The 23,321-nt window shown below is 67.1% G+C and carries 22 protein-coding genes; 12 read left to right on the forward strand and 10 right to left on the reverse strand.

The window, feature by feature from the left end; translation table 11 throughout:
- Positions 1-6: 6 nt before the first annotated feature.
- A complete protein-coding gene (gene serB, locus LFT45_RS11540; RefSeq protein WP_236803341.1) occupies positions 7-912 on the reverse strand; it encodes a phosphoserine phosphatase SerB in 906 nt (301 codons plus the stop codon).
- Between the two features lie 117 nt (positions 913-1,029).
- Between serB and LFT45_RS11545 the strand changes: the two genes are divergently transcribed.
- On the forward strand, positions 1,030-1,803 hold the full coding sequence (locus LFT45_RS11545; RefSeq protein ID WP_236803342.1) for a phosphatase PAP2 family protein: 774 nt from the start codon (positions 1,030-1,032) through the stop codon (positions 1,801-1,803).
- Here LFT45_RS11545 and LFT45_RS11550 read toward each other — a convergent pair.
- On the reverse strand, positions 1,780-3,042 hold the full coding sequence (locus LFT45_RS11550) for an MFS transporter (RefSeq protein WP_236803343.1): 1,263 nt from the start codon (positions 3,040-3,042) through the stop codon (positions 1,780-1,782). The two genes, LFT45_RS11545 and LFT45_RS11550, sit on opposite strands and share 24 nt — an antisense overlap.
- Positions 3,043-3,125: 83 nt before the next feature.
- On the opposite strand from LFT45_RS11550, the gene LFT45_RS11555 reads away from it, so the two are divergent.
- The 7 genes from LFT45_RS11555 (at position 3,126) to LFT45_RS11585 (ending at position 7,722) form a co-directional block, all read left to right on the forward strand.
- Positions 3,126-3,299 carry a hypothetical protein gene (locus tag LFT45_RS11555; RefSeq protein WP_236803344.1) on the forward strand — a complete coding sequence of 58 codons (174 nt, stop codon included), beginning with the start codon at positions 3,126-3,128 and terminating at the stop codon, positions 3,297-3,299.
- 75 nt (positions 3,300-3,374) lie between these two features.
- Positions 3,375-3,671 carry a CGNR zinc finger domain-containing protein gene (locus LFT45_RS11560; protein WP_236803345.1) on the forward strand — a complete coding sequence of 99 codons (297 nt, stop codon included), beginning with the start codon at positions 3,375-3,377 and terminating at the stop codon, positions 3,669-3,671.
- An 11-nt stretch (positions 3,672-3,682) separates the two neighbouring features.
- Positions 3,683-4,468 carry an ABC transporter ATP-binding protein gene (locus tag LFT45_RS11565; RefSeq protein ID WP_236803346.1) on the forward strand — a complete coding sequence of 262 codons (786 nt, stop codon included), beginning with the start codon at positions 3,683-3,685 and terminating at the stop codon, positions 4,466-4,468.
- Positions 4,469-4,486: 18 nt separating this feature from the next.
- A complete protein-coding gene (locus tag LFT45_RS11570) occupies positions 4,487-5,272 on the forward strand; it encodes a sulfite exporter TauE/SafE family protein (RefSeq protein ID WP_236803347.1) in 786 nt (261 codons plus the stop codon).
- 37 nt (positions 5,273-5,309) lie between these two features.
- Positions 5,310-6,119, forward strand: coding sequence for a TrmH family RNA methyltransferase (locus LFT45_RS11575; RefSeq protein ID WP_236803348.1), 810 nt, complete (start codon positions 5,310-5,312; stop codon positions 6,117-6,119).
- Positions 6,120-6,287: 168 nt separating this feature from the next.
- The gene (locus tag LFT45_RS11580) at positions 6,288-6,545 is read left to right on the forward strand and encodes a type B 50S ribosomal protein L31 (RefSeq protein ID WP_003802336.1); all 258 of its coding nucleotides are present in this window, start codon (positions 6,288-6,290) and stop codon (positions 6,543-6,545) included.
- Between the two features lie 82 nt (positions 6,546-6,627).
- Positions 6,628-7,722: a lipoate--protein ligase family protein gene (locus LFT45_RS11585; protein ID WP_236803349.1), complete on the forward strand. Its 1,095-nt coding sequence runs from the start codon at positions 6,628-6,630 to the stop codon at positions 7,720-7,722.
- Between the two features lie 61 nt (positions 7,723-7,783).
- Here LFT45_RS11585 and pepN read toward each other — a convergent pair whose 3' ends face one another.
- Both pepN and LFT45_RS11595 read right to left on the reverse strand, forming a co-directional pair.
- The gene (gene pepN / locus LFT45_RS11590) at positions 7,784-10,429 is read right to left on the reverse strand and encodes an aminopeptidase N (protein WP_236803350.1); all 2,646 of its coding nucleotides are present in this window, start codon (positions 10,427-10,429) and stop codon (positions 7,784-7,786) included.
- A gap of 39 nt (positions 10,430-10,468) precedes the next feature.
- Positions 10,469-11,494: a YeiH family protein gene (locus LFT45_RS11595; protein WP_236809312.1), complete on the reverse strand. Its 1,026-nt coding sequence runs from the start codon at positions 11,492-11,494 to the stop codon at positions 10,469-10,471.
- A gap of 156 nt (positions 11,495-11,650) precedes the next feature.
- Between LFT45_RS11595 and LFT45_RS11600 the strand changes: the two genes are divergently transcribed.
- The 3 genes from LFT45_RS11600 to LFT45_RS11610 are packed head-to-tail and all read left to right on the forward strand — an operon-like array spanning position 11,651 to position 15,013.
- Positions 11,651-13,246, forward strand: coding sequence for a circularly permuted type 2 ATP-grasp protein (locus LFT45_RS11600; RefSeq protein ID WP_236809314.1), 1,596 nt, complete (start codon positions 11,651-11,653; stop codon positions 13,244-13,246).
- A complete protein-coding gene (locus tag LFT45_RS11605; RefSeq protein ID WP_111904779.1) occupies positions 13,239-14,165 on the forward strand; it encodes an alpha-E domain-containing protein in 927 nt (308 codons plus the stop codon). The genes LFT45_RS11600 and LFT45_RS11605 overlap by 8 nt, the downstream gene beginning before the upstream one ends.
- Positions 14,162-15,013 carry a transglutaminase family protein gene (locus LFT45_RS11610; RefSeq protein ID WP_236803351.1) on the forward strand — a complete coding sequence of 284 codons (852 nt, stop codon included), beginning with the start codon at positions 14,162-14,164 and terminating at the stop codon, positions 15,011-15,013. Before LFT45_RS11605 ends, LFT45_RS11610 begins: the two co-directional genes overlap by 4 nt.
- 32 nt (positions 15,014-15,045) lie before the next feature.
- On the opposite strand, the gene LFT45_RS11615 is transcribed toward LFT45_RS11610, so the two are convergent.
- From LFT45_RS11615 to glgC, 4 genes are all read right to left on the reverse strand, one after another.
- Positions 15,046-15,528: a pyridoxamine 5'-phosphate oxidase family protein gene (locus LFT45_RS11615; RefSeq protein WP_236803352.1), complete on the reverse strand. Its 483-nt coding sequence runs from the start codon at positions 15,526-15,528 to the stop codon at positions 15,046-15,048.
- An 82-nt stretch (positions 15,529-15,610) separates the two neighbouring features.
- Positions 15,611-16,102, reverse strand: coding sequence for a pyridoxamine 5'-phosphate oxidase family protein (locus LFT45_RS11620; RefSeq protein ID WP_236803353.1), 492 nt, complete (start codon positions 16,100-16,102; stop codon positions 15,611-15,613).
- A gap of 39 nt (positions 16,103-16,141) precedes the next feature.
- Positions 16,142-17,593, reverse strand: a complete 1,452-nt coding sequence (locus LFT45_RS11625) for an SDR family NAD(P)-dependent oxidoreductase (RefSeq protein WP_236803354.1) — start codon at positions 17,591-17,593, stop codon at positions 16,142-16,144.
- A gap of 63 nt (positions 17,594-17,656) precedes the next feature.
- On the reverse strand, positions 17,657-19,069 hold the full coding sequence (gene glgC / locus LFT45_RS11630) for a glucose-1-phosphate adenylyltransferase (protein ID WP_236803355.1): 1,413 nt from the start codon (positions 19,067-19,069) through the stop codon (positions 17,657-17,659).
- A 99-nt stretch (positions 19,070-19,168) separates the two neighbouring features.
- Between glgC and glgA the strand changes: the two genes are divergently transcribed.
- Positions 19,169-20,365, forward strand: a complete 1,197-nt coding sequence (gene glgA / locus LFT45_RS11635; RefSeq protein ID WP_236803356.1) for a glycogen synthase — start codon at positions 19,169-19,171, stop codon at positions 20,363-20,365.
- A 122-nt stretch (positions 20,366-20,487) separates the two neighbouring features.
- On the opposite strand, the gene LFT45_RS11640 is transcribed toward glgA, so the two are convergent.
- On the reverse strand, positions 20,488-22,572 hold the full coding sequence (locus LFT45_RS11640) for an acyl-CoA dehydrogenase family protein (RefSeq protein WP_236803357.1): 2,085 nt from the start codon (positions 22,570-22,572) through the stop codon (positions 20,488-20,490).
- 52 nt (positions 22,573-22,624) lie between these two features.
- Positions 22,625-23,305, reverse strand: a complete 681-nt coding sequence (locus LFT45_RS11645) for a TetR/AcrR family transcriptional regulator (RefSeq protein WP_236803358.1) — start codon at positions 23,303-23,305, stop codon at positions 22,625-22,627.
- Between the last annotated feature and the right edge of the window lie 16 nt (positions 23,306-23,321).

Here is a 23,321-nt window from a genome sequence, read left to right on the forward strand (position 1 = left end):
CGCCGTTCAGACCCCGGCGATGTGCCGCACCGCGTCGAGGTAGGGCATGTTGATGGCTGCGTCGGCCACGGCGCGGACGGCGGGCTTGGCATTGAAGGCCACCCCAATGCCCGCGGCGCCGAGCATGTCCAGGTCATTGGCGCCGTCACCCACCGCGATGGTGTGCTCCAGCGCGATGCCCTCGGCGGCCGCCCATTCGCGGAGGTATTTTTCCTTGGCGGCGCGGTCGATCACGGCGCCGAGGACCTTGCCGGTCAGGAAGCCGTCCACAATCTCCAGTTCGTTGGCGATCCAGTAGTCCATGCCGAGGTCCTCGGCGATGGGCCGCAGAATCTGGTTGAAGCCGCCGGACACCACCGCCACGGCATGGCCCGCGGCCTTGAACGCGGCCACCAGCTCTGCGGCTCCCTCACTCAGCTCCACTTCCGCGCGAACGGAGTCGACGACGGCGGCCGGCAGCCCTGCGAGGACGGCCACCCGGGCGTGAAGGCTTTCCGCGAAGTCGAGTTCTCCGCGCATGGCGGCTTCGGTGACGGCGGTGACTTCGTCGCGCTTACCGGCATAGGCGGCGAGGAGCTCGATGACCTCCTGCTGGATGAGGGTGGAGTCGACGTCCATGATGAGGAGCTTGCGCTCCGCCTTCCGCAGTTCAGCGGGCACGATGGCGGTGCCCACTCCGGTCCGCTCGGCGCGCGCCTTGCCGGCGGCAATCGCATGCCGCAGGCCGGCGATGTCCGCGGCGGATCCGGAGGGTACGGAAAAGTCCAGGGTGCAGACCTCAAAGCGTCCGTCGCCTGAGCTGGAGGCAGCCGCAAAAGTGGCACCGCAGTCCGCCAGCAGGGACCGCAGGTTTTCCGGTTCCGAGGGGGACAGTTTCAGGCCATAGCTGACCGCAGTCACGTTCGAAGTCATGGCTGTAATCTTATCCAGCGTGGCGCCGCCGCCCGAATCCATTGCGCGGCAGCGGTCCTCAGCCGGCTCCCAGCAAACGTCCGGCCAACCCGGAGGCCGGTCCGGCAAAATAGTCGGATGATCTCTGCCCTGATTGCCCGTCTGCGCCCGGCCCCAACGCCGAGCGCGTCGCAGCACGCGCTTTTCGGGTGGGCCGGGGCTCTCCTGGTGGCTGGTGACGCAGTTTTCTGGCTCATGTTCGCTGCCATCCAGTCGGACTCCGGGCTGGCCGCCATGGACGGACCTGTACACAGCGTGATGGTGGATTCCCGGAGTCCCGCCGCCACCGCACTATTGGCCGGCCTGACTATCGTGACAGCGCCGGAAGTCCTGACCGTGATTGGCGCCGTGTTTGCCCTCGTATGGGCCGTCTGGAAGCGCGAATTGTGGCGCCCGGCGGTGCTTATGGGTGCCATGGTGCTGGCCGTTGTGGTGACCACCCTCATCAAGCAACTTGTCAGCCGGTCCCGCCCGCCGTCGTCGGACTTCCTGCTCGGCCCGGACGACGCGCTCTCGTTCCCCTCGGGCCACACCGTGGGAATCGGGGTGTTCACGGTAGTGCTCGCCTACCTCGTCCTGTCACGGTGCGGAACGCGTACGACGGCGATTCTTGGGTTCTCTGCGGCCCTGGCACTCACCGCGCTGGTTGGCTTGAGCCGGCTGTACCTGGGCTATCACTGGCTCACCGACGTCGTGGCTTCCCTCGGTGTCGCGCTGGCTGTTGCAGCGGTGGCCATGTTTACCGACGCAGCCCGGCACGGTCCTGCGAAAAGTCGCCCCGGAGCGCTCAGCGGCCGGGCGCCGAACAATTTGCCCGCTGATGATTCGTCAGCTCCGGACGCGCAGCCGTAGCAGTGCCACGGCCGCGGCCGCGACGACTGCCGCCGCCAAGGCGCTGACGCCGGAGTAGCCGGTCAGGCCCATAATGGGTCCCGCCGCCGCGCTTCCCACCGCGCCGGCCAGGGACATGGTGGCGTCCGAGAACCCCTGGACGGGAATGCGCTCCGCAGGCGTCAGGGAGGCGACAAGCAGGGTGGAGCCGGCGACGGTGGTCGCCGACCAGCCCAACCCCAGGAGGATCAGGCCGACGGTCACCGAGCCCACGCTCTGGGCCGCCAGTCCGGTCAGTGCCACAGCCGCGAGCAAAGTCAGCAGGCCTGCCAGCGCGGTGGTGCGCGGTCCGAGCAGGTCGGTGATGGCGCCCATCAGCGGTGACAGAGCGTACATGCCCGCGATGTGCAGCGAGATGGTGAGGCCAATCAGCGCGATGGTGTCGGGGGCGCTGGCGGAGTGCCCGGCGTGGTGCTGCATGTGCAGCGGAGTCATGGACATGACGGCGACCATCACCGCGTGGGCCGCAATGACCGCCGTGACCGCTCCGCGGGCGGCGGGGTGTTCCCTGACAATCCGCCAGCCTTCCCGCCAGGCACCCGAACGTTGTGCGACGGGAAGGAGGTCTTCCCCGTCGAGGCCGCGCCGGGTCAGGAGCGGGTCCGGGTGCAGGGCCAGCGCCACGATGGCAGCGCCCACCACCATCCCCAGCGCGGAAATCAGGAAGGGTCCGGCAGCGGGCGGGATGTCCAGCCAGCCTGCCAAGACGGCCCCGGGAGCCACCATGTTGGGCCCGGCGACAGCCCCGATGGTGATCGCCCACACCACCAGGGAGAGGTCTCGTCCCCGATGGGCGGGCTCGGCCAGGTCAGTGGCGGCGAAGCGGGCCTGCAGGTTCACCGCGGAAGCCAGTCCCACCAGGAGGGCCCCGCCAAGCAGGAGCACAAACAGTTCCGTGGTGACGGCGGCGACCATCAGGAAGGTGCCCGCGATCGCCGCGGCCAGGCCGGTGGTGAGGGCCACCCGGCGTCCCCGCTGAAGGGCCAGGCGGGAGAGCGGAATCGCCGAGACCGCGGTGCCGAGGGTAAGGGCGGTGTTGACGGACCCGGCCCACGCCTCGGATCCCGACAGGTCGACAGCCAGGATGGAGCCCAGGGCCAGGGTTGAGCCGTTGCCCAGGCCTGAGAAGATTTGGGCGACCGACAAGGTCCGCACGATGCGGCGCTGGGTGGAACGGGTTGCTTCGGCGGTGCTGGTCAACTCGGATGGTCCCCTCGGACAGATGCTCGTTGCGGAAAACTCCACAGGACAACTGTGGTGTCATGGGTCTATGCAGTTCAACCATGACAACATGCATGCACGGCGTGCGGCTGGCGGAGTCCCTCGTCAACATGCTCGCCGACGGCCTGTGGGACAGCGGCGCGCTGCAGGAGCTCCTGACAAGCTACCTGTTCCGCTCGCCCAGGGTCACACTCGCGAATCAGGACGAACTACGGGAGTGGGCAATCCGGCTGTAGACGGTTTTCGCCGCCGAGGACCAGGAGGCCCGCTGCTCTGCGGTCAATGCCCTGCTGGCCGGGGGCGTGCGGCGCGTGTTTCTGACCACCCACGACGGCATGCTCCCGCATCTTCATTTTGCCGACGCCGGCGAAACCCTGGTGGAAAGAGTGCGTGCGGTGACCGCCGGCGGGCTGGCCATCTTCATGACCGAGGCGGCCGGTGAACGGCTTGGCGTCTGCGCACTGCGGGACTGTGGCCGCGTATTCGCCGACACCAGCCGTGGCGGCAACCGTGCGTACTGCTCAGCCCGTTGCGGCAACGCCGATGCCGTGCAGCGCTATCGCGGCCGATTGCGGGCCGGTTATCAGTCGCAAGGTGTTTTGTCCTAGTGTCTACTTCTATGAGTGATGTTCTTGAAATGGCCGCCGTCAGCGTTGTGCGCGGAGCCAAAACGCTCCTGAGCAAGGTGGACTGGCAGGTCAGTGAAGGCGAGCGGTGGGTCATCCTCGGCCCCAACGGCGCCGGCAAGACCACTCTGCTGCAGATCGCGGCCGCGAGGCTGCACCCCACCAGCGGCATCGCCGGCATCCTGGACGAAAGCCTCGGAAAGGTGGACGTCTTCGAGCTGCGGCCGCGGATCGGCCTCTCCTCGGCCGCCCTGGCGAACCAAATCCCCGAATACGAGACGGTACTCAACGTCGTCGTCACTGCCGCCTACGGCGTGACCGGCCGCTGGCGCGAGGGCTACGAGAAGGACGACGAACGCCGTGCCTTCGCCCTCCTGAACGACTGGGGCATGGGCCCGCTCCTGAACCGCAAGTTCTCCACGCTGTCCGAGGGTGAACGCAAGCGCGTCCAGATTGCCCGGGCCCTCATGACGGACCCCGAACTGTTGCTGCTCGACGAACCTGCCGCCGGCCTGGACCTCGGCGGCCGCGAGGACCTCGTGCACCGCCTTAGCCAGTTGGCCATGGACGAGGACGCCCCGGCGATAGTGCTGGTCACCCACCACCTCGAAGAAGTCCCCCCGGGCTTCACCCACGCCATGCTCATGCGCGACGGCGAAGTGGTGGCTGCCGGCCCGGTCGAAGAGGTCCTCACCTCGGGCAACCTGAGCGAGACCTTCGGCCTGCCCCTCGACGTCACGGTGAACGCCGGCCGTTACACAGCAACCGCCCGCCGCTAGCGGCGCGGGCGGCAGAGCGTGGAGTTTTTCAGCGGCATCCTTGTGTTCTTCGCCGGCCTCTGGGCCGGCACCATCAACAGCGTTGTCGGGTCCGGAACCCTTGTCACCTTCCCGGTGCTGATCGCCCTGGGCCTCGCACCGGTGACGGCCTCCATGAGCAACGCCATGGGCCTCGTCGCCGGTGGCGCCGCGGGCGCGTGGGGTTACCGCCGCGAGCTCAAGGGCCGCGGCCGGCAACTCCTGCGGCTGCTCCCGGCTTCCCTGCTGGGCGGCATCACCGGTGCCTGGCTCCTGCTCCATCTGCCGGAGAAGGTCTTCCACTACGCGGCGCCGGTGCTCATTGTCCTGGCCCTGCTGATGGTGGTGTTCCAGCCCAGGCTTCAACGGTGGGTGCGGAACCGTGAGGAAAACCCCGAGCATGCCCTCCGCGACAAGCACCACGGCATTTTGCTGGTGGTGCTTGTTTTCCTCGCCGGAGTGTACGGCGGCTACTTCGTCGCGGCCCAGGGAATCCTGCTGGTGGGCATCCTCGGCGTGTTCATGACGGGCACCATCCAGAACGCCAACGCCATGAAGAACGTCCTGGTGCTGGGCGTGAACCTGATCGCGGCCGCCTCCTATCTGCTGTTTGCCTTCGACCGGATTAACTGGGCAGTGGTGGCCATCATCGCCGTCAGCTCCCTCATCGGCGGCCTCGTCGGCGCCAGGGTGGGCCGCCGGCTGTCCCCGCCTGTCCTGCGCGGCGTCATCTTTGCGCTCGGCCTGGTGGCGCTCGGCTTCCTAATTGCGAACCTGCTCAAATGATTAATGAAATGCGCGTGATTCCCGAAATGACCGCCCGGTGACTTTCCACTATCTCGAGTCTGCCGCGGATCCCCGCGTCGCCGACTACACGCAGCTGACGGATGTCCACCTGCGGAAGCTCCGCGAACCCGCCGAGGGCATGTACATCGCCGAATCCTCCCGAGTCCTCCGGCGCGCCCTCGCTGCCGGGCACCGGCCGCGGTCCTTTTTCCTCGCCGAAAAGTGGATGCCGGACCTCGCCGACATCTTCGAGCAGTACCCCGATGTTCCGGCGTATATCGGCAGCGCCGGGCTCCTGGAGGAAATCACCGGATTCCACCTGCACCGCGGAGCCATGGCGGCCATGCACCGCCCGGCGCCGGTCCCGCTGCCGGAACTGCTGGCAGGCGCCCGGCGCGTGGCAGTGCTCGAGGACATCGTGGACCACACCAACGTGGGGGCCATCTTCCGGTCGGCTGCGGCGCTGGACGTCGACGCCGTCCTGGTCTCGCCCCGCTGCGGCGATCCGCTGTACCGCCGGAGCGTCCGCGTCAGCATGGGCACTGTCTTCCAGGTGGCCTGGGCCCGGCTGGACAGCTGGCCGCAGGACCTGACCCTCCTCAAGGAACAGGGATTCACGGTGGCAGCCATGGAGCTCACCGACGACGCCCTGGACCTGGACGAACTGGCAGCGGTAAACCCGGAGCGGCTCGCCCTGGTGCTGGGCACAGAAGGCGCCGGGATGAGCGCCGAGACGCTGGCCGCCGTCGACCTCGCCGTGAAGATCCCGATGCGCGCGGGCGTGGACTCGCTCAACGTGGCGGCGGCGTCCGCCGTCGCATTCTGGGAACTGCGGCCGCGGGCCTGAACCCGCCGGAACCATGGTTCGTTAGTTCCTCCGCCATCAGCTATGATTGATAGCTGGTTCCCCTGTGTTTTTTTGCTGGCCTTGCAGCTGGCCGAATCACGAATGGAAGCCATCCCATTCATACCTGGCAACTGGCAAAATCCAGTTGCGTGAACAAAAGGTCCCATTATGAAGTCTGATATCCACCCGAAGTACGAAGCTGTTGTTTTCAACGACCTGGCCTCCGGCACGAAGTTCCTGACCCGCTCCACCGTGTCTTCCTCGAAGACCATCGAGTGGGAAGACGGCAACACCTACCCGGTCATCGACGTCGAAATCTCCTCCGAGTCCCACCCGTTCTACACGGGCAAGCAGCGCATCATGGACTCCGCTGGCCGCGTCGAGCGCTTCAACGCTCGCTTCAAGGGCTTCGGCGGCAAGAAGTAATTCACTTCCCCGCAAGGTTCTTTGGAAAGCCCGCACCGGCAACGGTGCGGGCTTTTCGCGTTTGTGGGGCAGGATGGAAGGCATGACTGCCACGCCAACATCTGCAGGGAGAGAGGCGGCCCGAGGGCTGCACGGTGAGTACAAGGTCCCGGGCGGCAAGCTCGTGGTGGTGGATCTCGACGTCGAGGACGGCGCTTTCACGGACGTTTCCCTCAGCGGCGACTTCTTCCTCGAACCGGACGAGGCCCTCCTGGCCATTAACGGCGCCCTCGCGGGACTGCCGGAAAATTCGACGGCGGGCGACATCGCCGCCGCCGTGGAGGCCGCCCTCCCGGAGGACGCCGTGCTGTTCGGGTTCTCGGCCGACGCCGTGGCCATCGCCGTCCGGAGGGCGCTGGCCAAGGCCACCGCATGGACGGACCACCACTGGAACATCATCGCCCCCGGCGTCCTGCCCACGCACCTGAACGTGGCCCTGGACGAGGTGCTCACTGAGGAGGTCGGCGCCGGCCGCCGCAACCCCACCATCCGCTTCTGGGACTGGGAGGAACCGTCGGTGGTGATCGGCAGCTTCCAGTCCTACCGCAATGAGGTGCATCCCGACGGCGTGGCTCGGCACGGCATCACTGTGGTTCGCCGTATCAGCGGCGGGGGAGCGATGTTCATGGAGGCCGGCAACTGCATCACCTATTCGCTCTACCTGCCGCAGACGCTCGTGGACGGGATCAGCTTCGCCGACTCCTACGCGTTCCTCGACGCCTGGGTCATGGCCGCCCTGAAGAAGCTCGGCATCGACGCCTTCTACGTCCCGCTCAACGACATCGCCACCGGCCAGGGCAAGATCGGCGGGGCAGCGCAGAAGCGGCTCGCCAACGGCGGCATGCTGCACCACGTGACCATGAGTTACGACATTGACGCCGACAAGATGGTGGACGTGCTCCGGATCGGCAAGGAAAAGCTCTCGGACAAGGGAACCACCAGCGCCAAGAAACGCGTGGACCCGTTGCGCCGCCAGACCGGCCTGGCCCGGGCGGAGATCGTGGCGGCCATGATGGAGGTGTTCGCCGAGCGCTACGGGGCCACGCCGTCGGAGATCACGGCCCAGGAGCTGGAAACCGCCCGCGAACGCGTCGCATCAAAGTTCGGCACGGACGCCTGGCTGCACCGGGTGCCCTAACGCCCTTGGACGAACCCGCCGACTGCTCCGTAGGTGCCCTTTTGAGGGGTGATAAGGGCACCTACGGAGCAGTCGATGAGGTTTTCACCGACAGTGCCTGAACGGCCAGCGAGCGGTGCAGGTGGCTCCGCTCTTCGATGATGATCCGGCGCAGGGCACGCGGGGCGTCCGCGTGTTCTGCCAGCCAGCGGTCGGTGCGTGCCACCACCGCATGGTCCTCCGGGGTCCCGGCCTGGCCCAGGTCCCGGACGGCCGGGTAGAGACCGCGGACGATTCGGCTTGCGATTTCGATGCTCCGCTCCGCCCACACCGTTTGCAGGCACTCGAAGTAGGGCTCCACAAACGGGTCCAGGAGTTCTTCGGAGGCGGTGTTGAACCCGGCAATGGTAGCGCTCAGCAGCTGGTTGGAGAGCTCCGTCCCGTGGACCGCTGCTTCCCAGGCCGCGGCCTTCACGGCCGCCTCGGGCCGGGCCGCCAGCGCCGTGGCATGGCCTGCCCGCCCGGAGGCCGTGGTGTCCCTGGCCAGCTCGGCGCCGAGCTCCTGCTCCGTGGCCAGGCCACGGGCCGCCAGGGCGTGCAACAGGCTCCAGCGGAGCTCGGCGTCCACGGACAGTCCGGGCACCCGCTCACTGCCGTCCAGCAGCCCGCGCAGTAGTCCGGACTGGCTGCCGTCCGTGCGGCTGACCGTGGCAAGTGTCCTGGCCCAGGCAAGCTGCTGGTCGGATCCTGGCTCCGCCGCGCGTAGCTCCCGTGCCGCGCCCTCGGCAAAGGACTTCCGCAGTGCTTCACGGCCAGTGGCCGGAACGTACTGTTCAAGAGCCATGGTGGCGTTGCCCAGGATGTTCAGCAGGACGCCGATTCCGGACTCGGCGGCAGCGAAGCGGAGGACAGCGTCCACATACTGCGATGCGGGTGTAATGCCGTCCCGGGCAGAATTCCACAGCGCGGACCAGCACAGCGCACGTGCCATGGGGTCGCTGACCCGGTCCAGGGAGGAACGGACGGTGGCCTCGGAGGCCGGATCCAGCCGCACCTTGGCATAACTCAGGTCCTCATCGTTGACCAGGAGCAGGGCCGGCCGGGCCCTTCCGGACAGAGCCGTGACTTCCTCGGCCGCGCCGGCCAAGTCAATCTCTACCGAATCCGTCCGGACCAGCATGCCGGCGGCGTCGAAGTTGTAGAGCCCGAGGCGCAGCCGGTGCGGGCGCGGCTCCTGCCGGCCGGTCACTGGATCGGGCCCGTCCTGCCGGAGCGTGACCCGCCCGAGGGTCTCAGTTCCGTCCGGCGCTTCAGCTGTCTCGAGCTCGGCGCTCAACGTGGAGATCCCTGAGGTCTGGAGCCACTGCCGGGCCCAGGTGGTGAGGTCCCGGCCGGAGGAGCTCTCCAGTGCGCCGAGCAGGTCAGCCAGCGTGGTGTTGCCGTACTCGTGCTCCCTGAAGTACTGCCGGGAGCCCGCAATGAAGGCGTCGAAGCCAACGTAGGCCACGAGCTGCTTCAGGACGGAGGCGCCCTTCGCGTAGGTGATGCCGTCGAAGTTCTGCTTGGCCGCCTCGAGGTCGGGGATGTCGGCCACGATGGGGTGGGTGGTGGGCAGCTGGTCCTGAACGTACGCCCAGCCCTTGCGGTTGTTCGCGAAGTTGACCCAGGCCGTGTCCCAGTCCGTAGCGCGGTCCACGCCAAGGGTGCCCATGTAGTCCGCGAAGGATTCCTTCAGCCACAGGTCGTCCCACCATTGCATGGTCACGAGGTCACCGAACCACATGTGCGCCATCTCGTGCAGCAGGGTGTTGGCACGGCCCTGGTACTGCGAGTCGGCGGCCCGGGAAGTGAACACATAGTTTTCCGTGAAGGTGACCAGCCCGGGATTTTCCATGGCCCCGAGGTTGTACTCCGGGACGAAAGCCTGGTCGTATTTGCCCCACGGATAGGGGTAGTCAAAGAGCTGGTTGAAGAAGTCCAGGCCCTGCTTGGTGAGCCTGAACAGCTCGGCGGCGTCGAACGAGGGCACCATGGAGGCCCGGCAGTAAAGTGCCAGCGGCACGTCAAGGCGGGTCCCGCCGGCGTCCGTCCCGCTCCAGTGGTCCTCGGCCTTGAAGTATGGGCCGGCCAAAACTGAGGTGATGTAGGTGGACATGGGCAGGGTGGGGGCGAAGTCCCAGCGGGCCGCGGCGTCGTCCTCCGTCAGGGGCAAGCGCGCTGCCTCGGCACCGTTGGAGGCCACCTGCCAGCCGGCCGGGGCGGTGACGGAGAAGGTGAACCGGGCCTTGAGGTCGGGCTGTTCGAAGTTCGCGAAGACCCGGCGGGCATCGGCCGGCTCGTACTGGGTGTAGAGGTAGCACTGGCCGTCGGCGGGGTCGAAGAACCGGTGCATGCCCTCGCCCGAACTGCTGTAGAGGGCAGTTCCGGTGACCGTCACCCTGTTCTCGGCCTGCAGGTTGTCCAGCCGGATCCGTGCCCCGTCCACCACGTCCGGCACCGGCAGTTCCACGCCGTTCAGGACCACGCTGTGCACGTCCCCGGCGATGAAGTCCAGGAAGGTGGATGCGCCCGGCTTCGCCGCCGAGAAGGCGATGGTGCTGCGGCTGGTGTAGCCGGCCGTGTCCGGATCCGCTGCGCTGCGGACGTCGAGCGAGACGTCGTAGCTGTGGGTGGTGACCAGGGCGGACCGCTCTGCCGCTTCGTTGCGCTGGAGGTTCTGATTCGACACCACGCTATTGAATCACGCGGGCTACTGCACCACGGGCAGCTACTGCACCATGAGCAGCGCAGCGGCCAGCCCCAGGACGGCAATCAGCAGCCACGCCGCAAAGGCGGCCAGCACGGCGCGGGCACCGGTGTGCAGCAGGGTGCGGATCCGCACCGCTGATCCCAGGCCAAACAGGGCAGCACCCAGCAGCACGTCCTGCAGGCAGGCCGCTGCTTCCAGCCAGCCGCCGGAGAGCCAGCCGCTGGAGCGGAGCGCCACCATCACGATGAAGCCAACGACGAACAGTGGGACAAGCGGAGGCTTGCCCGCCGCGGGGCCGCCGGCCCGGGCGCCTGCCTCACGTCGGTGCCGGATCCGCTGCTCTGCCCCGGCCAAGGCCACCATCGGCGCCAGGAGGATCACACGGGTGAGTTTGACGACGACGGCGAGGGCCAGTGCCGCCGGACCCGCGGTTTGCGCCGTGGCCACCACCTGCCCGACGTCGTGGACTGAGGCGCCGGTCCACGCACCAAAGGCCCCGGCGCTCAGCTGCAGCGGATGGACCAGCAGCGGGAGCACGCCGATGGCCAGCGTCCCGCACAGCGTTACGAGCGCGACCGGGAGGACTGTGTCACGGTGGCTAATCCGCCGCACCGCCGCCATCGCGCCGATCGCCGAGGCGCCGCAGATGGAAAATCCGGTGGCGATCAGCAGGGCTGTGTCGGCCGGAAGCCGGAACAGCCGGGAAATCCCATAGGTGCCGGCAAAGCTGACCACCACGACCGCCGCGATGAGCAGGAGGGCCAGCCAGCCGAGGCCCAGCACGTCCGAGAGGCTCACCTTCAGCCCCAGGAGCACGATGCCGCCGCGCATCAGGTGCTTGCCGGCGAAGTCCAGCCCGGGCCGCGCCCGGCCGGCCGTCCACACCCCCGTGCAGGGCAGGTTGGCCGCCAGCAGGCCCAGGACCACGGCCAGGGTCATGGCCGGCAGCGCGGGCACGGCGGCGTGTATTGCGAAGGCGAAGGCCAGGGCGACGACGGCGGTCAGCAGGCCGGGCAGAATCCGGGTAAAGTTCTGATGCGTCATCCCGCGCAACTGCAGCAGCAGCGGTGGCGGAAGTCGGAAGTCTGGCACCTCCCAACCTTGCCGGACGCCGCCGCCAAAGACCAACCGGAAGCCCGCCAACACGCCAGGGCGGGACGGGAAATGAATTCGCAACAAAAAGGTGGTTGGCTAATGACCATGTCTGACCTATTCCAGGATTACTCCGAGGCTGCCGGCCGCACCGGCGCCTACGACGAGATGTTTGCCCCCGGGCAAAAGGCACGCCAGTCGTATGGCCAGGTTGCGGGCGCCTTGCGGGAGCTGTCCCTGGCAGACGTCAGCGCGCGGGCGGACTCGATGGCGAGGACGTTCCTGGACCGCGGTGTGACCTTCGACTTCGCGGGGGAGGAGCGCCCGTTTCCGCTGGACATCGTGCCGCGCGTCATCCCCGCCGACGAATGGGATGTGCTGGAAGGCGGTGTGGCCCAGCGGGTCCGGGCCCTCGAGGCGTTCCTGAACGACGTCTACGACAAAATGACCGTGGTGTCCGACGGCGTGATCCCGCGTCAGCTGATCACCACCAGCGCGCACTTCCACCGCGCCGTGCACGGCTTCGAACCGGCCGGCGGCGTGCGGGTGCACATCTCCGGCATCGACGTGGTCCGCGACGCCGCCGGAACGTTCCGGGTCCTGGAGGACAACGTCCGCGTGCCCTCCGGCGTGAGCTACGTGCTGGAGAACCGGAGGGCCATGGCAAAGGGCCTGCCGGAAGCCTTCGGCCAGCAGCTCATCCGCCCGGTGGAGGAATACCCGCGCCGGCTGCTTTCGGCGCTGCGCAAGACGGCGCCGTCGGGCGTGGACGACCCCACAGTGGTGGTGCTGACCCCCGGCGTCTTCAACAGCGCGTACTTCGAACACACCCTCCTGGCCGGCCTGATGGGCGTGGAACTCGTGGAGGGCCGCGACCTCATCTGCCGCGGCAACCGGGTGTACATGCGCACCACCGCCGGCGAACAGCGCGTGGACGTCATCTACAAGCGTATCGACGACGACTTCCTCGACCCCCTGCAGTTCCGCTCTGACTCCATGCTCGGCTGCCCCGGCCTGGTCAACGCCGCCCGTGCCGGCGGCGTCACGATCGCCAACGCGGTGGGCAACGGCGTGGCTGACGACAAACTCGTCTACAGCTACGTCCCGGACCTGATCCGCTACTACCTCGGCGAGGAACCGGTGATCGCCAACGTCGACACTTTCCGGCTCGAGGAGAAGGAAGCCCGCGAGCACGTCCTGGACCGCCTGGACGAACTCGTGGTCAAGCCGGTTGACGGCTCCGGCGGCAAAGGCCTGGTCATCGGCCCGGACGCGTCCAAAGAAGAGCTTGAGGCGCTGCGCAAGCGCGTCATCGCCGACCCGCGCGGCTGGATCGCGCAGCCGGTGCTGCAGCTGTCCACCGTGCCCACCCTCAGCGGCGACAAGTTCGGCCCACGGCACGTGGACCTCCGGCCGTTCGCGGTCAACGACGGCGACGACGTCTGGGTGCTGCCCGGCGGTCTGACCCGCGTGGCCCTCAAGGAAGGGTCGCTGATCGTGAATTCGAGCCAGGGCGGCGGGTCGAAGGACACCTGGGTCCTGGCTGGTTCCCCGCAGGTGCCGGTGGAACGGCTGCCGCAGCAGTCGATCACCGTCCGTGAGCGGGTCTCCGTCTGGCCGGTCGAGAGCAACTGGCGGGACCGGCAGTCGGAACAGCAGCAACAGCAGATTTCTGACGCGCAGGAGGTAACCGCAAATGCTTAGCCGAATTGCCGAGTCCCTGTTCTGGATCGGCCGCTACGTTGAACGGGCCGATGGCACGGCACGCATCCTCGACGTGCACCTGGAGCGCCTGAACCACCTGCCCACCGAAGAGCGGCGCAGCGTTGCCCGCGAGCTCCTCGGCGTCATGGGGGCGCGCCCCCAGAGCGAGGATTTTGGGCTGGAGGAACTGCTTCACGCCCTCGCCTACGACAAGCACAGCGCAACCTCGATTGCGGGGTCCCTCGGCGCCGCCCGTGAGAACGCCAGGCGCGCCCGCGAGACGGTCTCCTCCGGCCTCTGGGAAAGCCTGAACACCACCTACTACGGGCTGAACCAGCACCGCAAGGACGTGGTGGGCACGTACCGCTTCTGCCACTGGGTGCTCGAGCGCACCGCCATGGTCAGCGGCTTGGCCGACACCACCGTCAGCCACGACGACAGCTGGCTCTTCCTGGCGCTGGGCCGCTCCCTGGAGCGGGCCGACATGACCGCCCGGATGCTCTCCACCCGCGACGTCCTCTCCGCAGGCATGTCCTGGGTGAACATGCTCCGCTGTGCCGGCGCCTACGAATCCTTCCTGCGGACCCGCCGCGCGGCTTTCGGCGACCAGCACGCGGCCGAGTTCCTCCTGCTGGACCGACTGTTTCCGCGGTCCATCGTCTACGCCCTGAGTGACGCCGACGAGTGCCTGGCCAAGCTGGACCCCTCGGCCCAGCGCGTCGGCTTCATCAACGACGCCCGGCGGATTGTGGGCCAGGCCCGCACGTTCCTGGAGTTCCACCGCACGGATGACCTCATGTCCGAGCTTCCGGAGCACATGGAGCGCGTCCAGAAGGCAGTCGCGCAGGCGTCGGACGCCATTTCCCGTAAGTACTTCAATCAGGCGGATGAACTGGCCTGGGTGGGAGAAGTTTCATGACCCGGCTGAGCATCGTCCACAGGACAGGCTACAAGTACAAGCGACGCGTCACCTTGTCCTACAACGAGGCCCGCATGACCCCGCTGACGGACCCGCAGCAGGTGGTGCTGGAGTCCTCCATGAAGGTCACGCCGTCGCAGGCTGCTGTCAGCAGCTACCGCGACTACTGGGGTACCAGGGTCACCGCGTTCGACATGCAGATGCCGCACGAGCATCTGGAAGTCCTGGCCACCACCACCGTTGAGGTCCACCGCGCGGTGCGTGTGCCGTCGGAGGCCGACATCGTGGGCTGGGACGACCTCGCCTCCCCGGAGACGCTCAACCAGTTCAGCGACTGGGCCCCGCAGTCCCAGCTGACTGGACCGGGGGAGGAAGTCCTGGCCATCATCCCGGGCGTAGTCGAGGGCAAGAACCCGCATGAGGCAGCCCTTGCCATCTTCGCCTGGATGCGCGGCGAGATGACCTATATGAAAGGCACTACCGGCGTCACCACTAACGCCGAGGAAGCCTGGACCCAGCGCCAGGGGGTGTGCCAGGACCTGGCGCACCTCGCCATCGGCGCCCTGCGCAGCTGCGGTATCCCGGCCCGGTACGTCTCGGGTTACCTGCACCCGCGGTCGACGGCGGACATCGGCGAGACGGTGGCCGGCCAGTCCCACGCCTGGCTGGAATGGTGGGACGGCGAATGGCGCAGCTGGGACCCCACCAACCACAAGCCGGCGGGAAACTTCCACGTGACGGTGGCCCGCGGCCGTGACTACCGGGACGTGCCTCCGCTGAAGGGCATCCTGTCCGGCGGCGGCGGCTCGAAGCTGAGCGTGAGCGTGGAGATCACCCGCCTGGCCTAGGCGCACTGTCTGAGGTGCGCTCTACTCGAGAGTCACTCCGGTGAGGACTTCACCGCGCCGCTGAGCTGGGTCCACCAGGTGAGCGGCGCGGTGACCTTGAACCGCCTCCCGGTGATCGAGTCCGGCGTGATGCGGATGAAGTGGTCCTTCTGTCCCGCCTGCCACGGGAAGAGGAAGAGCGAGGCGGAATCGAGCACTTCCTCGATGCCGGTGACCGGTGCGGCCTTGCCCTTGACCACCACGCTCCAGGCCAGCCCCGAAACGGCGTCCACGCCGTCGGCCTCCAGCGCCACCGGGGCTTCGCCCAGCGCGCCGCCAAGCTTGGTTCCCGTGCCTGTCCGGAACACCAGCGTTCCGTGGTCCACCGTGTAGTTGAGCGGGAAAATGTCCGGGTGGTCGTCCACCCAGACGGCGAGGCGGCCCACCGAAACCTGCCTCAGCAGGTCCCAGCACTGCCGGGATTCGAGATGTTCCACGGACTCCGGAGGGGGGCCGGGCGACGCGTCAGCTGCCATGCACCAGAGCCTACGCCCGAGCCCCCTGTCCTGCCAGAGTCGGGGCAGCCTGCCGCCGCGGGCCGCCTTCCGGGGCGGCTGACTACTCGAACGACTCCCTGCGCTGGTCCTCGAGCCGGGTTGACCAGATGTGCGGAGCAGTAACCTTGAAGCGCCGCCCGGTCAGTACCTGCAGTGACAGGCGGACGTAATGGGATTTGACGCCGGGCTCCCATGGCTCCAGGCCCAGTGCGTCCGCCGCGGCCTGCTCGGTACTGCTGTCCACCAGGGCGGTGGTGCCGCGTGCCACGACACTCCAGGCCTCCTGGCTGTCCGCATCGTAGCCGTCGATCTCAAACGCAGCGGGCATCTCCTTGCTGGATTGCCAGAGCTTGGTGCCGCCCGCGGTGCGGAAGACGATGCTGCGGTGCTCGATGACGAAATTGACAGGAAATATTTCCGGGTGGCCGTCCACGATGAGGGCGAGCCTCCCCACCACCGAAGCAGCAAGCAGGTCCCAGCACTGGTCGAAGGTGAGCTTTCCGTCCTGTGATGCCCTGTCCTGCAGTGCGCTGTCGTCTGATGGCCTGTTCATGGACCCATGCTACGAAACGACGGCAGCAGTCGCGAGCATTTACCAGGGGCTGGACTTGTAGTCCTTCAGGAACACTCCGTACTGGTCTTCGCCCTTCTCGCCCATGACGATCGGATCGTAGACGCGGGCTGCGCCGTCCACCAGGTCCAGCGGCGCGTGGAAGCCTTCCTCCATTAGCCGGACCTTGGTGAAGTGGGGGCGTTCGTCGGTGATCCAGCCGGTATCGACGGCGGTCATGAGGATCCCGTCCGAGTCCAGCATCTCTTGGGCGCTGGTCCGGGTCATCATGTTCAGGGCCGCCTTCGCCATGTTGGTGTGCGGGTGGCCCGGTCCCTTGTAGGCCCGGGAGAACTGGCCCTCCATGGCGGACACGTTGACGATGTACTTGCGGTGCGCAGTGGACCGCTTCATGGCCTCCCGCAGCCGGCTGACCAGCAGGAAGGGCGCGGTGACGTTGCACAGCTGCACCTCGAGCATCTCCAGCGGGTCCACCTCGTCCACCACCTGCGTCCAGCTGTTGATGGTGGCGAGGTCCGGGACCAGGCCGCCGGCGTCGATGGCTGTTCCGGCGGCGATCCGCTCCAGTGACGCCGAACCGGTGGACAGGGCAAGGGACGTGACGGCGTCGCCTGCCAGGACCGGGTGTTCGGTGACGCTGGTGGCAATCGCGAGCGGGTGCTTGTCGTGTGCGTGGCCGAAGGTGACCAGTTCCGGGCCCCCGTTGGCTGCCTCCAGGGCTGCTGGGAGCGGCTCGTCCTCGGCGTCGACCAAAGGCTTGTAGGCATTGCCGGAGCGGCGCACCGTCTGGGCGGCGTTGTTGATAATTATGTCCAGCGGCCCGGCGGCATTGAGGTTGTCGGTGAGGGCCATGACCTGCGAGGGGTCGCGGAGGTCGATGCCCACGATCTTCAGCCGGTGCAGCCATTCACCGCTGTCCTCCATGGCCGCGAAGCGCCGCGCGGCATCCTTGGGGAACCGCGTGGTGATGGTGGTCTGCGCGCCGTCGCGCAGCAGCCGCAAGGCAATGTACATGCCGATCTTGGCGCGGCCGCCGGTCAGGAGGGCGCGCCGGCCGGTGAGATCGGTGCGGGCATCGCGCTTGGAATGGCTGAACGCCGCGCACTCGGGGCACAGCTGGTGGTAGAAGGCGTCCACCTGGGTGTAATGCTGCTTGCAGATGTAGCAGGGCCGGGACCTGATGAGGTGGCCTGCGACGTTCCCCGTGGCGGACGTGGCGAGTTTGTTGCCGCGCGTCTCGTCGTCGATCCGGTCCGGCGCAGCGGTGGCGGTCTGGGCCAACACGGCGCGGTCCGCTTCGGCGATCAGGTCTCGCTTGGTGACGCGGCGGTGCCGCTTGACGGCCTTGAACATTTTGCCGGTGGCGCGGCGCACCGAGACGTAGTCAGGGTGCTCCTCGTCATAGACGTGGATGGTGTTCAAAACCTTGAGGCAGGCCTGAATCTCTTCAGGCGTCAGATCGGCGGAGCTCATTGATCTGATTTTACAGCCTGTGGAGGGTCAGACCTGCCTCAAGGGCGTTGCTTGAACAGGGGATCAGGAACGGACGGCCTGCTGCGGGGAGTTAACACCAGCGGCGGCGGCCTGAACCTTGCCCACGTGTTCGACCGAGCTGCGGATCTCGGGCCAGTTCTCCGTTGCAGCCTTCACGGCGTCCGGAACCAGGTGCAGGTTCGCCGCGGACAGCGCACGCTCGGCGTCGTCGGGTTCCGGCACGATCTGGTGCTTGGAGAGGACCGTGATGCCAGAATCCGTCACCTTGAAGCCGCGGGCGCGGTCGAGGTCCGGGTCCAGGCCGATGGCCGCTCCCGCGGGGACCTTGACGTTCTTGTCGATGATGGCCCGGCGCACCACGGCGCCCTTGCCGATCTGAACCTTGTCCATGAGCACTGAGTCGATGACACGGCTGGCAGAGCCGATGTAGACGTCGTTGGACAGCACAGACCCTTCCACGATTCCGCCGGAGATGACCACGCCGCTGGCCACGATTGAATCAAGGGCCGTTCCCACGGTGTTGTTGTCACCGCGGACGAACTTGGCGGGCGGGGAAATGCTCTGGCGGGTGTAGATGGGCCACTCGGAGTTGTACAGATTGAACACCGGCAGCGGCGAGATCAGGTCCATGTGGGCGTCGTAGAAGGAGTCGATGGTCCCTACGTCACGCCAATAGGTCCGGTCCCGTTCTGTGGAGCCCGGAATGTCGTTGAGGGTGAAGTCGTAGACGCCGGCCTGACCCTGGTTGACGAAGTAGGGGATGATGTCCCCGCCCATGTCGTGCTTGGTGTCCAGCCGTTCGGCGTCGACGTGGAGGGCGTCCACCAGGGCGTCGGCGTCGAAGACGTAGTTGCCCATGGAGGCCAGGAACTGGGTGGGATCAGCGGCCAGCCCGGGCGTGGATGCGGGCTTCTCCACGAATGCGGCGATCTTCTGGGGATCTTCCGGATCGACTTCGATAACGCCGAACTGGTCGGCCATGTTGAGGGGCTGGCGGACGGCCGCCACGGTGGCCTTGGCGCCGCTCTTGACATGCTGTTCGACCATCTGGAAGAAGTCCATGCGGTAAACGTGGTCCGCGCCCACCACGACGACGATGTCGGGGTTGGCGTCGTGGATCAGGTTCAGGGACTGGTAGATCGCATTGGCGCTGCCGAGGAACCAGCTCTTGCCCACGCGCTGCTGGGCCGGAACGGACGCGACATAGTTGCCGAGCTGCGTGGACATTCGCCACGTCTCGGAGATGTGGCGGTCAAGGCTGTGCGACTTGTACTGCGTCAGGACCACGATCTGGAGGTACCGGGAGTTGACGAGGTTGGACAGCGCGAAATCGATGAGCCGGTAACTGCCGGCAAACGGCACAGCAGGTTTGGCCCTATCTGCCGTCAGCGGCATGAGTCGGTTTCCCTCGCCCCCGGCGAGGACTATGGCCAGGACTTTCTTAGTTGACGGCATGGTCGCTCCTGTACGCCTTCGTATCTCCCCAAAAAATCCGGTTTGTCCGGACTTTCTTCACACTAGAACAGTTCAACCGTAACGACTACCTTGGGTAACGTGCGAATAGACATTGTGACTAAAGAGTTTCCGCCGGAAATCTATGGGGGCGCGGGCGTCCACGTGGCCGAGCTGAGCCGGGTCCTGGCCCAGCATGTCGACCTTCAGGTGCGCGCTTTTGGCGCGCCCCGGGATGCCGACTACCATGGCGCCGCCGTGACGTCCTACTCGGTGCCCGAGGATCTGGGTGCGGCGAACGCCGCCGTGCAGACACTCGGCGTGGACCTGCGAATTGTTCCGGACGTTGCCGGCGCGGACCTGGTGCACTCGCACACGTGGTACGCCAACATGGCCGGCCACCTGGCGTCGCTGCTGCACGGCATCCCGCATGTGCTCAGCGCTCACAGCCTGGAACCGCTGCGGCCCTGGAAGGCTGAGCAGTTGGGCGGCGGTTACGCGCTGTCCTCGTGGGTGGAGAAGACCGCCTATGAGGCGGCTGCCGCAATCATCGCCGTGTCCGAGGGCATGCGCCAGGACATCCTGCGCAGCTACCCGGAGGTTGACCCGGAGAAGGTCAAGGTGGTGCACAACGGCATCGACGTCAGCCTGTGGAACCGTGACGAAAACGATGACGTCATCCGAACCCTGGGCATCGACCCCGCCCGCCCCAGCGTGGTGTTCGTTGGGCGCAACACCCGGCAGAAGGGTGTCCCGTACCTGTTGCGGGCCGCCGCGAAGCTCCCCGCGGACGTCCAGCTGGTCCTCTGCCTCGGCGCGGCGGATACGCCGGAACTCGCAGCGGAGACCGCCCGCCTGATCGAGGAGCTGCAGAGCCAGCGCAGCGGCGTGGTGCTGATCGAGCGCATGCTTCCCCGCAATGAGCTGATCCAGGTGCTGAGCCACGCCACCGCTTTCGCCTGCCCCTCCATCTACGAACCGCTCGGCATCGTGAACCTGGAAGCGATGGCCTGCGGTGCTGCCGTGGTGGCCAGTGCAACCGGCGGCATCCCCGAGGTGGTCAACCACGGCGAGACCGGCCTGCTGGTGGAGCTCGAGCAGGTGACCGACGGTACGGGCACGCCGCTGGATCCGGAGAAGTTCGTCACTGAATTCGCCGCGGCCCTGACCGAGGTTGTGTCCGACCCGTCGCGTGCACGCGAAATGGGCCGGGCCGGCCGCAAGCGCGCCGAGGAGCACTTCTCCTGGGAGTCCATCACCCAGACCACGCTGGACGTCTACCGGTCAGTCCTCAGCTAGCCTCACGCAAAGGCAAACAACGACGGCGACGGTCTCCGGAAAGGGGAGCGTCGCCGTCGGGCATTGGACTTATTGGCGGTTTGGGCCCACGACCGCAGGGTCCCCTGGCCGAGCTTGCGAGGTTAGGGAGCGGTTGGGGAGCGCAGCGACTTCTCCGGCACGGGGGCTGTTCCGCTGGCACGCTGGACGCGGTAGTAATCCCGTGCCTCGTCCTGGCGGACCTTTTCGGCGCCGGTGGCGATGGCGGCGCGGAGGTGCGCCGGGCCGTAGCCGAAGGCATCCACAAGGTCCAGCGCATGCGGGCGCAGCTTGACCAGGAGCCGGTTTATGTAACCGCCTACCGTCCGTGCGCGCTGCATCGAGAGCCTGCCGTTCATCAGGTACCAGGAGAGGTTGTCCTCGATGAGGGATAGCCCAAAAAGATCCCGTAGCCAGGTCAGCACAGTCCTGGTTCCGGGATCCGTGACTTTGTCCAGCGCCTCGGTGAAGGCTTCCCACTGCAGGAGTTCGGCGTGTGCCCGGGCGGCGTCGATGAGCTCGTCCTGGTGCTGGTTGAACACCGCTGACGCCTCGCGCTGCGGAAGCCGGTTGGCCCCCCTGAGGGCAGCGGCCGCTTCGGCAACCATCGTCTGGACGCGGTCGGTGAGCAGGGCACGTTGGCTTTCCTCGTCGCGGAGGGCAATGGCGGCCTTCTGGACGGAGCCGGTGTCAGCCACAAACTGTGCCACCTGGCGCAGGCCCGTGCGGTGGACGGCGGTACCGGCTGCTTGGTTCACCACATAGCGTGCCAGCACGCCGAAGGTGGCGCTGCGGAATTCCTTGGCATAGTCGGCCAGCAGCCGCTTGGCCACGAGCTGCAGCAGGACGGTGTTGTCGCCTTCGAACGTGACGTAAACGTCCAGGTCAGCGCGGAGCGAGGCGAAGCGGTTCTCGATCAGGAACCCGGCTCCGCCGCAGGCTTCCCGGCATTCCTGCAGCGTATCCAGTGCGTGCCAGGTGCTTAGCGGCTTCAGCGCCGCAGCGAGGGTTTCCAAGTCCTGGCGGTCCTCGTCGGAATCATGGGCGCCGGAAAAGACGTCGTCCAGCTTTTCGAGCAGCTGATCATGAGCGAAGCCCGCGGCGTACGTGGTGGCCAGCCGGGTGAAGAGCCGGCGCTGGTGCCGCTGGTAGTCCAGCAGCACCTCTTCCTCGACGGGGGATGAGGCGTTGAACTGCCGCCGTTCGGTTGCGTAGGTGATGGCGGTCTTCAGGGCGAGCTTGGACGCGGCGACGGCGGCACCGTCCAGGCTCACGCGGCCCTGCACCAGCGTGCCGAGCATGGTGAAGAACCGGCGTCCGGGGCTCGCGATGGGCGAGCTGTAGTTGCCTTCGGCATCCACATCGCCGTAGCGGTTGAGCAGGTTGGTGCGGGGCACACGGACATGGTTGAAGTGCAGCCGGCCGTTGTCGATGCCGTTGAGCCCGCCCTTGACGCCGTCGTCCTCGCCGCCGATCCCCGGCAGGAACGCCTTGCTGACGGGGTCGCGCAGGTCCACGTAGAACGCGTGCACGCCGTGGTTGACCCCGCGTGTCACGAGCTGGGCGAACACCACGGCACCGAGCCCGTCGACGGCCGCGTTGCCGATGTAGTCCTTCCAGGCGGCACGGAACGGGGTGTGGATCACGAACTCCTGCGCGTCCGGATCGTAGGTTGCCGTGGTGGCGATGCTGGCGACGTCCGAACCGTGTCCGGTCTCGGTCATGGCGAAGCAGCCCGGGATGTCCAGGTTCATGATGCCGGGCAGCCACTTCCGGTGGTGCTCCGCCGTGCCCAAATGCATCACGGCCGAGCCGAACAGGCCCCACTGCACACCGGCTTTGATCTGCAGGGACGGGTCAGCGGTGACCAGTTCCTCGAATCCGGCGATGTTGCCGCCGTGGTCGTCGGATCCGCCGAAGCTAGCAGGGAAGGCGCGGTGCACGGCGCCGCAGTCCACCAGGTGCTTCAGCTGGCCGAAGGTGCGCTGACGGTGCTCCGTGTGCGTAAGCCCTTCCGCCTTGTGCAGCTCCTCGCGGGCCGCCAGCTCACGCGCCTGCCGGCGGACGTCGGCCCACCGGCCCAGCAACAGCTCACCCAGGGCAGCGACGTCGACGGCGGGCGATGGGCCTGCCATCCCGGCTGCTGCTGCATGGGTGGTGCCCGCCGGGCGGTCCGCTACTTCAGTCATGTCGATCCCTTCGTTGGTACTGGTCCCTCGTTGCTTCTGGCAGGTTTCGGTGCTACTGAATGTCCCTGAGTTCCGGCGCGATGCCGACACACAGCCAGTCGGTGATCTGCCGCGCCATGGTTTCCTGGTCCGGCTTGGCGGGGGAGTCCGGGCTGGCCAGCCACTGCTCGCCGGCGTTGCGGACCAAGCCGATAGCGGCGTTGGGCCAGTAGCCGATCACGGACTCCCTGCCTTCGCCGAGATGAGTGCGCATGGGCGTGGCAATCATGTCTGCAATGGCCTCAAAGAAGTGGCCCAGGGCACCGGCCGTCGTAATGGTGGTGGGACCGCCGTCGGACTCCGCAGCGGAGTATCGCGTCACAAAGATGTAGACGTTGGGGCTGGTTTCAGCCATCTGGAGGTAGGCCGAGACCATGGCGAACAAGCCCTCGCGGGGTGTCTGCGCGCTTTGCGCCGCCTCCCTGATGCGCTGCTGCATCTGTCCCAGCACCACTTCGCCCACCGCCTGCTGCAGCCCGGCCTTGTCTCCGAAGTACCGGTAGAACACGGACTTCGACGTGCCGGCCGCCGCGGCAATGTCCTCCATGGAGGCGTCGCTGCCGAGCATGTGCACCGCCCGCCGGGCAGCCTTGATGAGTTCCCGCCGGCGTTCTTCGCGGTGCCCCTGCCAGCGCGAGGCGCGGCCGTCCACAGGTTCTGAGGAGGAGTCCGGAGCCGCGGGCGGAGAAGTCATGTTCACGATACCCAGC

The organism is Arthrobacter sp. FW305-BF8, assembly GCF_021789315.1.
GTDB lineage: Bacteria > Actinomycetota > Actinomycetes > Actinomycetales > Micrococcaceae > Arthrobacter.